Origin of the sequence: Bosea sp. OAE506, assembly GCF_040546595.1 — a bacterium.
GTDB lineage: Bacteria > Pseudomonadota > Alphaproteobacteria > Rhizobiales > Beijerinckiaceae > Allobosea.
Genome location: NZ_JBEPOB010000001.1, coordinates 881,205 through 894,689 on the forward strand (window position 1 = coordinate 881,205; position 13,485 = coordinate 894,689).

General features: G+C 69.0%; 13 protein-coding genes. 7 read left to right on the forward strand and 6 right to left on the reverse strand.

What is annotated here, in order from left to right:
• Positions 1-7: 7 nt before the first annotated feature.
• The gene (locus tag ABIE41_RS04240; RefSeq protein WP_192643555.1) at positions 8-853 is read right to left on the reverse strand and encodes a universal stress protein; all 846 of its coding nucleotides are present in this window, start codon (positions 851-853) and stop codon (positions 8-10) included.
• 23 nt (positions 854-876) lie between these two features.
• On the reverse strand, positions 877-1,278 hold the full coding sequence (locus ABIE41_RS04245) for a hypothetical protein (RefSeq protein WP_192643556.1): 402 nt from the start codon (positions 1,276-1,278) through the stop codon (positions 877-879).
• A gap of 136 nt (positions 1,279-1,414) precedes the next feature.
• On the opposite strand from ABIE41_RS04245, the gene ABIE41_RS04250 reads away from it, so the two are divergent.
• Positions 1,415-2,254, forward strand: a complete 840-nt coding sequence (locus ABIE41_RS04250) for a universal stress protein (RefSeq protein ID WP_192643557.1) — start codon at positions 1,415-1,417, stop codon at positions 2,252-2,254.
• A 76-nt stretch (positions 2,255-2,330) separates the two neighbouring features.
• On the opposite strand, the gene typA is transcribed toward ABIE41_RS04250, so the two are convergent.
• Together typA and ABIE41_RS04260 are read right to left on the reverse strand one after the other, a co-directional pair.
• Positions 2,331-4,154: a translational GTPase TypA gene (gene typA, locus ABIE41_RS04255; protein WP_192643558.1), complete on the reverse strand. Its 1,824-nt coding sequence runs from the start codon at positions 4,152-4,154 to the stop codon at positions 2,331-2,333.
• 176 nt (positions 4,155-4,330) lie between these two features.
• Complete coding sequence (locus tag ABIE41_RS04260; RefSeq protein WP_354191766.1) at positions 4,331-5,632, reverse strand: TAXI family TRAP transporter solute-binding subunit; 1,302 nt, start codon at positions 5,630-5,632, stop codon at positions 4,331-4,333.
• A 121-nt stretch (positions 5,633-5,753) separates the two neighbouring features.
• Here ABIE41_RS04260 and ABIE41_RS04265 point away from each other — a divergent pair, with 121 nt between their 5' ends.
• From ABIE41_RS04265 to ABIE41_RS04275, 3 genes are all read left to right on the forward strand, one after another.
• A complete protein-coding gene (locus ABIE41_RS04265) occupies positions 5,754-6,440 on the forward strand; it encodes a phosphoribosylanthranilate isomerase (protein ID WP_192643560.1) in 687 nt (228 codons plus the stop codon).
• Positions 6,437-7,654 (forward strand): tryptophan synthase subunit beta, encoded by a 1,218-nt coding sequence (trpB, locus tag ABIE41_RS04270; RefSeq protein WP_192643561.1) that lies wholly within the window; start codon positions 6,437-6,439, stop codon positions 7,652-7,654. Before ABIE41_RS04265 ends, trpB begins: the two co-directional genes overlap by 4 nt.
• 161 nt (positions 7,655-7,815) lie before the next feature.
• Positions 7,816-9,717, forward strand: a complete 1,902-nt coding sequence (locus ABIE41_RS04275) for a glycosyltransferase family 2 protein (protein WP_192643562.1) — start codon at positions 7,816-7,818, stop codon at positions 9,715-9,717.
• On the opposite strand, the gene ABIE41_RS04280 is transcribed toward ABIE41_RS04275, so the two are convergent.
• Both ABIE41_RS04280 and ABIE41_RS04285 read right to left on the reverse strand, forming a co-directional pair.
• The gene (locus ABIE41_RS04280; protein WP_192643563.1) at positions 9,662-10,255 is read right to left on the reverse strand and encodes an SCO family protein; all 594 of its coding nucleotides are present in this window, start codon (positions 10,253-10,255) and stop codon (positions 9,662-9,664) included. The genes ABIE41_RS04275 and ABIE41_RS04280 overlap by 56 nt on opposite strands.
• Before the next feature lie 45 nt (positions 10,256-10,300).
• On the reverse strand, positions 10,301-10,486 hold the full coding sequence (locus tag ABIE41_RS04285) for a hypothetical protein (RefSeq protein WP_192643564.1): 186 nt from the start codon (positions 10,484-10,486) through the stop codon (positions 10,301-10,303).
• 193 nt (positions 10,487-10,679) lie between these two features.
• On the opposite strand from ABIE41_RS04285, the gene ABIE41_RS04290 reads away from it, so the two are divergent.
• The 3 genes from ABIE41_RS04290 to ABIE41_RS04300 all read left to right on the forward strand — a co-directional run bounded on the left by ABIE41_RS04290 (position 10,680) and on the right by ABIE41_RS04300 (position 13,464).
• A complete protein-coding gene (locus ABIE41_RS04290) occupies positions 10,680-10,979 on the forward strand; it encodes a PepSY domain-containing protein (protein ID WP_192643565.1) in 300 nt (99 codons plus the stop codon).
• A 35-nt stretch (positions 10,980-11,014) separates the two neighbouring features.
• Positions 11,015-11,557, forward strand: coding sequence for a hypothetical protein (locus ABIE41_RS04295; protein WP_192643566.1), 543 nt, complete (start codon positions 11,015-11,017; stop codon positions 11,555-11,557).
• A 206-nt stretch (positions 11,558-11,763) separates the two neighbouring features.
• Positions 11,764-13,464, forward strand: a complete 1,701-nt coding sequence (locus tag ABIE41_RS04300; RefSeq protein ID WP_192643567.1) for an AMP-binding protein — start codon at positions 11,764-11,766, stop codon at positions 13,462-13,464.
• Positions 13,465-13,485 lie beyond the last annotated feature (21 nt).

Consider the following 13,485-nt stretch of genomic DNA (forward strand, 5'->3'; position numbering starts at 1 on the left):
CCCTCCCTCAGTGGGACATCAGGCAGCAGACCGGCGTGGATTCGATGAGGTCGCGCGTCACGCCGCCGAAGATCCATTCGCGCAGGCGGCTATGGCCATAGGCGCCCGCCACGATGAGATCGGCGTTCTGGAGCCGCGCCAGTTCGGCGATCTCGGCCGCGACGGTGGTGCCGCTCTTCGGCCGTTTCACCACGCGCGCCGCGATGCCGAATTGCGCGAGATAGCCGCAGACATCCTGCGCGCCCTCATCGGCCGGATCGGCGCCGACGGAGAGCACGGTGACGATATCGGCCCGGACGAGGAAGGGCAGCGCATCCTGCACGGCGCGGCGCGACTCGCGTGTATCCTTCCAGGCGATGACCACGCTGCGCGCCGCGAGCGACTCCACGCCCGGCGGAACGAGCAGGATCGGCCGGCCCAGTTCGAGAACGACATCGCCGGGGGCGACGCCCATGCGGCCGAGAGGCGGATCGCCGCCGCCCTGGCGGGCGAAGACGACGAGGTCGGCCGCCCGCGACTGGGTGAGAACGAAGGCGACGGGCGGCTCGACGGCGCCGCGCCAGTCGAGCGCCACGCCATCCGCCGCCCGGCGAAACAGCGCCTGCGCCTTGGCCAGATCCTCCTCCATCACGGCCCGGGCATTCTCGACCAGCACCGCATCGACCATGCCGGCGCCGTCCCCGTAATAGGGCAGCTCGAGCTGGTCGGCGCCGGTGCCGATCAGGCGGCAGGACAGGCAGCGGGCGAGCCGCGCCGCGAAGCGGATCGTCGCCTCCGCCCCCGGTCCGAGATGGACGGGGGTCAGGAGCGTGCCGAAGCCGAGCGGCTGGGCGGTCGAGCGGACGTCGGCCATGGTCATCTCCTCAGGCGAGGCGGTCAGGCGCCGACGGGAGCGGGCGCCGCCACGGCCCGGAGCGCCACGACCTTGTAGGGCCTAAAGTCGCCGTCCTGGTCGCAGATCGAGACATATTCGTCGAGCTGGAAGCAATGCCGGTCGAGCTTGTAGCCGACCTCGTCATCGTCGCTGGAGGCATCGTCATAGTCGATGCCCCAGCTCGCGCCGCCCTCGCCGCCGGCGCGGTGAAGCAGCCAGCCATGGCGATCGGGCTCGTTGGGCTCAAAGCGCCGGACGCGACATTTTTCGCGCGCGGCATGCCATTCATCGGCGAGGAGCCGGCCCTCCACATCGAGCGGGGCGGTGATCTCGTAGCCGTCGCGGGCGCTGCCCTCGGGCTGGGCGGGCGTGCGACCCAGATGAAGCGTGATGCGGTGCAGCATGGGGCGGTCTCCTGTGTCGGTCGCCGACGGGTCGCACTGTCCCACCGATCGGGACGGGCCGGGTTGATCCAGCGCAAGGGCCGGGCGGCCGGTTCGGGCATGCTGCGGGCCAGCGTCAACCCGTGGAGGATCCGCCATGCCACTCTCGATCAAGAGCGTTCTCGTTGGCTTCACCGAGCAGGGACGCGGCGACCACAGCTCGGCCGTCGCCTATGCCATTTCCCTGTCGCAAGCCGCTGCCGCCCATCTGACGCTGCAGGCAGCATCGATGCGCTATGCCGTGCCAGGGTCGCTGGTCGGCGCATTCGGGGCCGAGCTGATCTCGCATGAAAACCGCCGCATCCAGGAGCTGGCCGAGGCCTTCGCCGAACAGTCTAAGGGGCGGGCCGACCTCGCCGGTGTCGTCTGCAGCGTCGAGACCCCGTCGCTCGTCTTCGCCAGCCTCTGCGACCGGCTGCTCGCCCATGCGCGCGTCCACGACGTCACGGTGCTCGACATGGAGACCGATCCGGTCCAGCGCGACCGCGGGCTGATCGAGGCGGCGCTGTTCGACAGCGGCCGCCCGGCCCTGATCGTGCCGCCGGGGAGCGAGCGCTATGCCGGCAAGCGGATCGTGATCGCCTGGGACGGCGGTGCCTCGGCGGCCCGTGCCGTGGCGGACGCACTGCCCTTCCTGAAGGATGCGGAAGAGGTCGAGATTCTCACCGTCACCGGCGAGAAAGACCTCGCCGGCCTGCTGCCCGGCACCGACCTCGCCCCGCATCTCGCGCGGCACGGCATCAAGGTGACGGTTCGCAACGTCGCCTTCGGAGGCTCCGACGTCGCCAGCGAGATCCGCCGGGCGGCGGCCGACTTCGCGGCGGACCTCATCGTCTGCGGCGCCTACAAGCATTCGCGCCTGCGCGAGTGGCTGCTCGGCGGCGTCACGCAATCGCTGCTGCAGGCCTGCACGCTGCCGATCCTGATGAGCCACTAAGCGGCGGCTGGCTCCCGAAACGACGAAGGGCGGGCCTTGCTGCCCGCCCTTCGCAAATCCATCAGGACCGCCTGGTTCAGGCGACGTCCTGCTTCATCTTCTGCGAGCGCTTGCGCTCGTTGGGGTCGAGGATGCCCTTGCGCAGGCGGATCGACTTCGGCGTGACCTCGACCAGCTCGTCATCGTCGATCCAGGCCAGCGAGCGCTCCAGCGTCATCCGGATCGGCGGGGTCAGGCGCACGGCCTCGTCCTTCGAGGTGGTGCGGATGTTGGTGAGCTTCTTGCCCTTGAGGACGTTCACCTCGAGATCGTTCTCGCGGGTGTGCTCGCCGACGATCATGCCCTGATAGACCTTCCAGCCGGGCTCGATCATCATCGGGCCGCGATCCTCGAGGTTCCAGAGCGCATAGGCCACGGCCTCGCCGGTCTCCATCGCGATCAACACGCCATTGCGGCGGCCGCCGATCTCGCCCTTGTAGGGCATGTAGGCATGGAACAGGCGGTTTATGATCGCGGTGCCGCGGGTGTCGGTCAGCAGCTCGCCCTGATAGCCGATGAGGCCGCGCGTCGGAGCATGGAACATCAGGCGCAGGCGATTGCCGCCGGAGGGGCGCATCTCCAGCATGTCGGCCTTGCGCTCGGACATCTTCTGCACGACGACGCCGGAATGCTCCTCGTCGACGTCGATGATGACCTCCTCGATCGGCTCGAGCAGCTGGCCGTTCTCGTCGCGCTTCAGCACGACGCGCGGACGCGAGACGCCGAGCTCGAAGCCCTCGCGGCGCATCTGCTCGATCAGGATGGCGAGCTGGAGTTCGCCGCGGCCGGAGACGATGTAGCTGTCCTTGTCCTTGGCCTCTTCGATCTTCAGCGCGACATTGCCCTCGGCCTCCTTGAACAGGCGGTCGCGGATCACGCGGGTGGTGACCTTGTCGCCCTCGGTGCCCGCCAGCGGCGAGTCGTTGACCATGAAGGTCATCGAGACGGTCGGCGGGTCGATCGGCTGGGCCTTGATCGCGATCTCGACGGACGGGTCGCAGAAGGTGTCGGCGACCGAGCCCTTCACGAGGCCGGCGATGGAGACGATGTCGCCGGGGATCGCTTCCTCGATCGGGGTGCGCTCGAGGCCGCGGAAGGCGAGGATCTTGGTGATGCGCCCGCTCTCGACGAGGCTGCCATCGCCGGAGAGCACCTTGATCTGCTGGTTGGGCTTGGCGGTGCCGGAGACGACGCGGCCGGTGATGATGCGGCCGAGATAGGGATTGGCCTCGAGCAGCGTGCCGAGCATACGGAAGGGCCCTTCCTCGATGCGCGGCTCCGGCACGTGACTGAGGATGAGGTCGTACATCGGAGCGAGGCCCTGGTCCTGCGGGCCGGCCGGGTCATGCGCCATCCAGCCCTGCTTGCCCGAACCGTAGAGGATCGGGAAATCGAGCTGCTCATCGGTGGCGTCGAGCGCGGCGAAGAGATCGAAGACCTCGTTGATGACTTCGGTCACGCGGGCGTCGGGCTTGTCGACCTTGTTGATCGCCACGATCGGGCGCAGGCCAAGCTTGAGGGCCTTGGAGACCACGAACTTGGTCTGGGGCATCGGGCCCTCGGCGGCATCGACCAGCACGATCGCGGAATCGACCATGTTCAGGATGCGCTCGACCTCGCCACCGAAGTCGGCGTGGCCGGGGGTGTCGACGATGTTGATGCGCGTATCCTTCCAGACGACCGAGGTCGCCTTGGCCAGGATGGTGATGCCGCGCTCCTTCTCCAGCTCGTTGGAGTCCATCACGCGCTCGATGACGCGCTGGTTGTCGCGGTAGGTGCCCGACTGCTGCAGCAGCTTGTCGACGAGCGTGGTTTTGCCGTGGTCGACGTGGGCGATGATGGCGATGTTGCGCATGGACATGCGGGGAGGGCCTTTTTCATGGCCACAAGCCGGCGAGGATCAAAGCCCTGCCGGCGCAGCCCGTCTCGAGGAAACTGGAATTCGCTGCGCTGCACATAAACGTTGACGGGCGTTTGAGCAACCACGAAGGGTCCGCCCGCGCGGCGCAGCGTGAATCGCGGCTCTTGGGGCCGTGTTCAGATCTGGACGGCGGCCGCCCGGATCTTGGCCTCGACGACAGCGCGGCTGACCTGATCGAAGACCAGCCGATAGGCGGCGATGGCGGAGGAGTCGAGATTGCCCTCGCCGAAATCGCCGAGAACCTCGAGCAGGATCGCATCGGCCTGGGACCGGTAGCTGTCGAGCGCTTCGACATCCGTCGTGGCGCGGATTTTCGGCAGGATCGCCAGCAGCCGGTCGAGCCCCAGCATCGCCTGCCGGCGCCGGGCGGCGCTCTCGCGCCCGAGCAGGCCGGCCGCGCCGGTGCCCAGCAGCGAAAGCCCCATCACGCCGAGATAGAACCAGTCGCCATAGCGCTCGAAGAAGGTCTTCTGCTCGCCATCGATGAAAGCGGCCGCGCCGCTATGGACAGGCAGCGGCGCGTCCTTGTCGGTCGCGGGGGTTTCCAGCGCCTGGATCTGCGGCAGTTCGGCCGCGAGCGTCACCCGGAGCGCAAGCAGCGCGCTGACCAGATTGCCGACGACATCGTCATCGAGATCCTGGGAGGCGACGAGGCGCGAGGTGACCGCGATGGTCGGCAGGTTCTCGGAAGGCCGGGGCGGGTCACCGCCGAGGGCGCCGCGCACGATCTCGCCGGTCTCGATGGTGCGGATGCGGGCCGCCAGCGCGTCGGCCTCGCGGATCGGGATCAGGACCGGGTCCTCCCCCCAGGCCGAGCGCAGCCGCCCGGCGCCGTCCCCGCCCGCGCGGGCGCCGACGGCGTTGATGGTGAAGAAGGCGTCGATGCGCCGATCCTTGGCAGCAGGCACGATCTCGTCGGGGGTGAGCCCGACGATCTGCACATCCTGCGGGCCGACCTCGTACTGGGCCAGCACCAGCCGCAGCAGGGCGATGTTGCCCTGCGGATAGCGCACGACGCCGACGCGCTTGCCCCGCAGATCGGCGATGCGGCCGATGCCGCTCTCCTTGTCGGTGATCAGGAAGGGGAAGGAGCGGCGGGTGATGAGCGCGGTATCGGCCTTGGCCGGCAGCGCGATGTCGGGCCGGACGATGGCGAGCTCGGCATCGCCGGCATCGACCTTGCGCGCGCTTTCCTCGGAGCCCTCGGTGAGGATGAGCCTGAGGCGGATCTGGGATTTCTCGCGGTTCAGCCCCTGCACGAAGCCCGCGGCCATGCGCGCGTCCTCCGAGCCGAGAGGCCCGACGGCGAGCCGCAGGGTGCGCGGCTGGCTCAGGACATAGAAGACAGCCGCGGTGACGCCGGCGAGCGCCAGCAGCCCCGCGAGAATGGTGAAACCGCGCCGCCCCTTGCCGAACAATCGAGTCCGCCCGCCCTGTCGCCGCTTCGCTCCGCCGGCACCGCCTGGCCGCGCCAGCTTTGCTTCGCCCGTCATCATGTCGCAAGTGCGGCGGCGATCACCTTCGTGTAAAGCCGGGCGGATGTCCGCCTCCGCGCAGCCCCTCACCATCAAGATCTGCGGCCTCTCGACGCCCGAGACGCTCGAGGCTGCGCTGGCCGCCGGCGCCGAGATGATCGGCCTCGTCTTCCATCCGAAGAGCCCACGCTTCGTACCACCGGAAGAGGCGGCCACGCTGGCGGCGATGGCGCGCGGTCGTGCCGAGATCGTGGCGCTGGTCGTCGACCGCGAGATCGGCGAGCTGACGGACCTCGTCGCGGCCGTCCGGCCGGACTGGCTGCAACTGCATGGTCGCGAGACGCCGGAGACGGTGCGCGCCGTCAAGGCTGCGACCGGGCTGCGGGCGATCAAGGCGCTCGGCGTCGCGGACCGGCACGATCTCGCCGCCTTCGCCGCCTACGAGGGGGTTGCGGATCGCATTCTGCTCGACGCCAAGCCGCCGAAGGACGCCGCCTATCCCGGTGGGCATGGGCGCGCCTTCGACTGGTCGATTTTGGCGGCGCTCGACCGGACTTCGCCCTTCATGCTATCGGGCGGGCTCGATCCGGCGAATGTGGCGCAGGCCATTGCGATCGCACGGCCCCGGGGCGTCGACGTCTCCTCCGGGGTGGAGCGGGCGCCCGGCGTCAAAGATGTCGACCGGATCACGGATTTCGTCGTCGCGGCCCGCGCCGCGGCGGCCACAGCAACAGAGGCAGGCCGGACATGAACGCCCCCCAGAACCCGAACACCTACCGCTCCGGCCCCGACGAGAACGGCCGCTTCGGCCTGTTCGGCGGGCGCTTCGTCGCCGAGACGTTGATGCCGCTCGTGCTCTCGCTGGAGCAGGCCTATGAGGCCGCCAAGGTCGATCCCGGCTTCCAGGCCGACATGGCCAGCTATCTCAAGCACTATGTCGGGCGGCCCTCGCCGCTCTATTTCGCCGAGCGCATGACCGAGCATCTCGGCGGCGCGAAGATCTATTTCAAGCGCGACGAGCTCAACCACACCGGCGCGCACAAGGTGAACAACGTGCTCGGCCAGATCCTTCTGGCGCGGCGCATGGGCAAGAAGCGCATCATCGCCGAGACGGGCGCCGGCCAGCACGGCGTCGCCACCGCGACGCTCTGCGCACGCTTCGGGCTGGAATGCATCGTCTATATGGGCGCCGTCGACGTTGCCCGGCAGGCGAGCAACGTCTTCCGCATGAAGATGCTCGGCGCCAGCGTGGTGCCCGTGCAGTCCGGCACCAAGACGCTCAAGGACGCCATGAACGAGGCGCTGCGCGACTGGGTGACCAATGTCGCGACGACCTTCTACTGCATCGGCACGGCGGCCGGCCCGCACCCCTATCCCGCCATGGTGCGCGACTTCCAGTCGGTGATCGGCAGCGAGACGCGCGAGCAGATGCTGGAGGCGGAAGGCCGCCTGCCGGATTCACTGATCGCGGCGATCGGCGGCGGTTCGAATGCGATCGGCCTGTTCCATCCCTTCCTCGACGACCCGAGCGTCAAGATGTGGGGCGTCGAGGCGGCCGGTCACGGCCTCTCGACCGCGCAGCACGCGGCTTCGCTGACCGGCGGCCAGCCGGGCGTGCTGCATGGCAACCGGACCTATCTGCTGATGGACGAGGACGGGCAGATCAAGGACGCGCATTCGATCTCCGCGGGTCTCGACTATCCCGGCATCGGACCGGAGCATGCCTGGCTGCATGACACCGGGCGCGTCACCTACATCTCCGCCACAGATGACGAGGCGCTCTCGGCCTTCCAGCTCTGCTCGAAGCTCGAGGGCATCATTCCCGCGCTGGAGCCAGCGCATGCGCTGGCCAAGGTGATCGAGCTCGCCCCGACCCTGCCGAAGGACCACCTGATGGTGATGAATCTTTGCGGGCGCGGCGACAAGGACATCCCGCAGGTGGCGGAAATCCTCGGCGGCATGTGAGCGACAATCCCGCCCCGGCGGGAAAATCGCACCCACCCTCTCGACTCATCGCCCCGATCCGGCAACCATGAGTTGTCCCGGCCCGTCAGGCCCGGGACAGTCTCGTCGTTGCGTGGAGCGGAACCGGGCCGGTGGGGGGCAACGGTCACGACAGGCATCCGGTGTTACCGGCGCTGGCCTCGACCGGCCTGCCGGTCGAGATCGCTTTTCTCGCGCGCCAGGGCATCGCGCCGGCCGATCTCGCCGCCATGGCGCAACGCGCCGAGCGTGACCGGACCGAGCCCGCCCGCGAGGTGCTCGCCCGCGGGCTGATCGACGAGGAAGGCTTTTACCGCGCACTGGCGGCGGAGTTCGGCCTGCCCTTCCAGGCCGGCCCCTTCGCGCTCACGCCGGGCGGCGAGCATGAGGCGATCCTACGTGGCGGCATCGCGCCAGTCCGCCCCGACAGCTGCAGCGGCCCGCGGTTCGTGATGGCCCCCGAGGGGCCAGCGCTGCGTGCCATGCTGGAAGCCGGGCCGCGCCGGCGCCACGATGTCGCCGTGGTGACGCCGCGACGCTTCCATGCCGCGCTACGCGAGGCCAATGCGGACAGGCTCGCGCTTCGCGCCGCCAATCTCGATGCGCCGGGCCTCGCCCGCGACAGCGCCCGGACCGGCTCCAGCCGCGGCCAGCGCATCGCCGCCGCTCTTGCCGTGGCGGCCGCGCTGGCCGGCGCCGTGGTCGCGCCGCTCGAGACCTTCTTTGCGGTCGCGCTGCTGCTGGGGCCGCTCTTCCTCGGGCTGATCCTGCTGCGGCTGGGGGCTTCGATCGAGCAGCCTCTGCCCGATCTCTGGCACCGGCATCGCTGGCGCGTCGATGACAGCCGGCTGCCGGTCTACAGCGTCGCGATCCCGCTCTATCGCGAGGAAAAGGTGCTGGAGCAGTTGCTCGATGCGCTGCGGCAACTCGACTATCCGGCAGCGAAGCTCGACATCCGCCTGCTGATCGAAGCCGACGACACCGGCATGCGCCGCGCGCTGTCGCGGCTCACCCTGCCGCCACAGATCCAGGTAACGATCGTGCCGCCCGGCGATCCGAGGACCAAGCCGCGGGCGCTGAACCTGGCCTTGATCGAGGCCCGTGGCGAGCTCTTCACGATCTTCGACGCCGAGGACATTCCCGATCCGCAGCAGCTGCGCATGGCGGCGGCGCGTTTCCTGCGCGCGCCGGAGGATCTCGCCTGCCTGCAGGCCCACCTGGTGATCGACCATCCGGGGGAGGGCCTGCTGCCGGCCCTGTTCGCGCTGGAATATGCCGGGCTGTTCGAGGTGCTCAATCCCGGCCTGCTGCGCGCGGGGCTACCAATCATGCTGGGCGGGACCTCCAACCATTTCCGCACGCGTGCGCTGCGGGCGGTGGGCGGCTGGGATGCGTGGAACGTGACCGAGGATGCCGATCTCGGCGTCCGGCTGGCGCGGGCCGGCTACCGCATGGGCGATCTGCCCTCGCACACGCGCGAGGAAGCCCCGCTGACGCTGCGGGCCTGGCTCAGGCAGCGTTCGCGCTGGATCAAGGGCTACATGCAGACGCTGGTGACGCATTCGCGCGCGCCGCTGACGGTGCTTCGCGAGGCCGGCCCGCCGGCGACCTTCGCCTTCCTCTCGCTCGGGCTCGGCACGGTCGTCACCGCGCTGGCCTATCCGGTCTTTGCGGTCGCGGCCTTTCTGGCCTGGCGCGAGGGCTCGCTCCTGGCGCCGACGCATGTCTTCGGCAGCGTCGCCTCGGCGCTGGCGGTCAGTGTCTGGCTGTTCGGCACGGTGGCGCTGTTCCTGCCGCCGGCGCTGGGGGCGCTGCGGCGCGGTTCACCGAAGCTCCTGCTGCTGCTCCCGCTGCTGCCGCTCTATTACGGGCTGGTCTGCATCGCGGCCTGGATGGCGCTGCACGAGTACCGCGCGCGTCGGTTCGCCTGGAACAAGACGGCACATGGGCTGGCGCGGCGGCGCGCGCCGCTTCCGAAGGATGGGGCGCCTACTGGTGACGCAGCCATTCCTGCGCCGCCTGCGCCGGCGTCTGCTCGATATTGAAGGCACCGATGAAGCCGCCATCCTTGGCCATGAGATAGACCAGGGCGGTGTGGTCCATAGTGTAGTCGTCGCCCTGGAGCGGGACCTTGCGGGCATAGGCGCGGTAAGCCTTGACCATCGCGTCGATGGCGGGCCGGTCGCCGCTCAGCCCGATGATGCGCGGATCGAAGGAGCCGAGATAGCTCTTCATGATCTCGGGCGTGTCGCGCTCGGGATCGACCGTGACGAAGAGCGCGCGCAGCTTTTCGCCCTTCGGCCCGGCTGCGCGCAGCACCTCGGAAATCTCGAAGAGCTTGGTCGGGCAGATATCCGGGCAGTGGGTGAAGCCGAAGAAGACCAGGAAGGGTGAGCCGCGCAGATCCTTGTCGGTCAGCGTCCTGCCCTCCTGCGTCGTCAGGGCGAAGGGCCCGCCTACGCTCGCCGTGCCCGTGCCGGACTGGCCCTGCCGCCCCGGCGCGAAGGTGATGATGGCGGCGGCGGCGAGCACGAGCGCGCCGGCGAGGAAGACGACGAGAGGCAGGATAAGGCGGCGGTTCACGGGAGCGGTCCTGTCGGGGGCCTGAAAGCGGCGCGGCGATGCGCGTCAGAAACAGGCGACGATGGCGGCGATGAGGCCGTCGGTGAAGAGACGGTCGCCCTCGCGCCACCACAGCAGCAGGCCGGCCAGCAGCAGCGTCAGGGCGCCGCCGCAGAGCAGCGCGATTCCAAGCCGCGAGGCTGCGGCCTCGGGCGCGACGCTGTCCAGCGGTCCGGTCTCGGGCGCGTTCATGGCGTCACCATAGCGCTGCGCGTGCGCTCCCGGAAGCGCCGTCCACGCCGCAGGCCGGTGGCGGGCCCGCAACGGCCGAAGGGCCCTGCGGTTCCGCCACCTCTCGAGGGCTTATTTCTGGAACGTTTCGAGGCAGTGCGCCGTTTCCATGAGCATCAGCGGCCCAAGCCGCCCTGCCTTACGGAGATTTCCCATGAAGAAGCTGCTCATCGCAACGATGCTCGTCTCGGCGACCTCGTTCGGCGCCATGGCGCAGACCTCGACGACCTCGCCCATGCCCGCTCCGCAGGCCGATACCGACAAGAACGCGCCGCTGCCCGGCGCCAACAGCTTCACCGAAGGCCAGGCCAAGAGCCGGCTCGAGGCGAACGGCTATTCGGACGTGTCGGGCCTGAAGAAGGACGAGAACGGCGTCTGGAAGGGAATGGCCACCCATGCCGGCGCCAAGGTCAACGTCTCCGTCGATTATCGCGGCAACATCGTCCGCAACTGATCCATCCCGTCCTCAACCAGTCTTCGGAGGTCACCATGACCCGCACCATCACCCGTTCCTATGACAGCTACACGGTCGCCGCCGATGTGGTCGAGAAGCTCGAGACGGCCGGCATCCCGGCATCCGACATCAGCCTCGTCGGCCGCAATGAGCGCGGCGAAGAGAGCAACGCCGCCGAGGGCGCCGGCATCGGTGCCGGCGTCGGCGGCGCCGCCGGCCTGCTCGCCGGGCTCGGCATGCTCGCCATTCCGGGCATCGGCCCGGTCGTCGCGGCGGGCTGGCTCGCCGCCACCGCGGCCGGTGCCGTCGCCGGTGCCGCTGCCGGCGGCCTGGTCGGCTCCTTCATGGGCGCCGGCGTCGACGAGGAGGACGCGCACTACTATGCCGAGACCGTGCGTCGCGGCGGCAGCGTCGTCTCCGTGAAGACGAGCGAGTCCCAGGCCCCGGCGGCCGAGGCGATCATGGACGGCGCCACGCCGATCGACCGCGACGCCCGCCTCGCCCAGTACCGTCAGGAGGGCTGGTCGCGCTTCGACGAGAAGGCCGAGCCCTACCGCGCCAAGGCGCCGCTGGTCTGATCTCGCATCGGATCGATACGACAACCTCCGGGGCCCAGGCCCCGGAGGTTTTTTGTTGCGGGACGCTGTGCCGAAGCCAGTCGAAGTCGAAGCGGCCAAGGCGCCGGCCTTGCGCCGGGCGACGCCGCCGCTACCCTCGCGGTTTGCCAGACATGTCGTGAGAGCGGGCCTCATGACCGGGGCAGACACGGCAGGCCGACCCGACGATGACCATCAATGAAGCAGCCTATTTCGAACGCCTGCGTCAGCTTCAGAATGCGGCCTGGCCTACCGGCATCGCTCGCGAGCCGCATTACCCTCTTGGCCCCATCGCCATCAGCGATCATCTGCGCGAATGGGCGCGGCGCCAGCCCGAAAAGCCGGCCTGCATCTTCTACGGACGCGACATCAGCTATCGCGAGCTGGACGCGCTGAGCGACCGCTTCGCTGCGCTTCTGCATGAGCACGGGGTCAAGCCGGGAGACCGGGTCGCGGTTTACCTGCCGAACTGCCCTCAATTCATCCTGGCCTTCTTCGGCATCCTCAAGCTCGGCGCGGTGCATGTGCCCGTCAACCCGATGTTTCGCGAGGCCGAACTCGCCTATGAACTCAACGATACCGGCGCGCAGGCCATCCTCTGCCTCGACAGCCTGATGCCGCCGCTGCTGCAGGTCCGCGACCAGACGCAGGTGAGAGCCGTCTTCGTCACGAGCCTGGCCGAGATGCTGCCCGCGGAGCCGAGCTTTCCGGTGCCGCAGGCGCTGCTGCAGCCGAAGATCCCCTGCGACGATGCCATCGACCTGCTGCCGGCCCTGGCCCGTGTGACGGCGCCGGCTCCCGCTGTGGCGCCGGATCTCGATGCGGTCGCGGCGCTGAACTACACTGGCGGCACGACGGGCATGCCGAAGGGCTGCATCCACACCCAGCGCGACATGCTCTACACCGCCGGGACATCCCTGGCGGCGAGTTTCCAGCTGTCGCCCGACGATGTCGTGCTCAATTTCGTGCCGATCTTCTGGATTGCCGGCGAGGATACCGGGCTGCTGTTTCCGCTGGTGGCGGGCGCGACCTTGGTTCTGATGGCGCGCTGGGATGCAGTGGGCTTCATGACGGCGGTGGAGCGCCACAAGGCGAGCTTCGCCTATCTGCTCGTCGACAACGCCGTGGAGATTCTCGACCATCCCCGGACACCCGCCTTCGACCTGAGCTCGCTGCGCAAGGTGCGCGTCTCATCCTTCGTGAAGAAGCTCAATCCGGACTTCCGGGCCCGCTGGCGTGCACTCACGGGGGCCGACATGATCGAAGCCGCCTGGGGGATGACCGAAACCCACACGATGGACACCTTCTCGATCGGCATGCAGCAGGGCGATTTCGATCTCCTGTCGCAGCCCGTTTTCGTCGGGCTGCCGGTGCCGGGCACGGACTTCAAGATCTGCGATTTCGACAGCGGCGCGCTGATGCCCTTGGGCGAGACTGGCGAAATCTGCGTGCGCACGCCCTCGCTGTTCAAGGGCTACTGGAACAAGCCGGAAGCGAGCGCCGAGGCGATCCGCAACAGCTTCCTGCATACGGGCGACATCGGCGTCATCGACGAGCAGGGCTATCTGCACTTTCTCGGGCGCCGCAAGGAGATGCTCAAGGTCAAGGGCATGAGCGTCTTCCCGGCCGAGATCGAGGCCATGCTCGGCCAGCATCCCGACATCGCGGGATCGGGCGTGATCGGACGCGAGGATGCCGAGCGCGGGCAGGTGCCGGTCGCCTTCATTGCGCTCGGCCAACAGGCGGTGGGGCTGGACGAAGCGACGCTCTCCGCCTGGTGCCGCGAGCGCATGGCCGGCTACAAGGTGCCCGAAATCCGGCTGGTGAAGGCCCTTCCGATGACGGCCACCGGCAAGGTCAAGAAGGAAGAGTTGCGGGCCCTGCTTTGACGGTCGGGGGTTCGCCCGGCC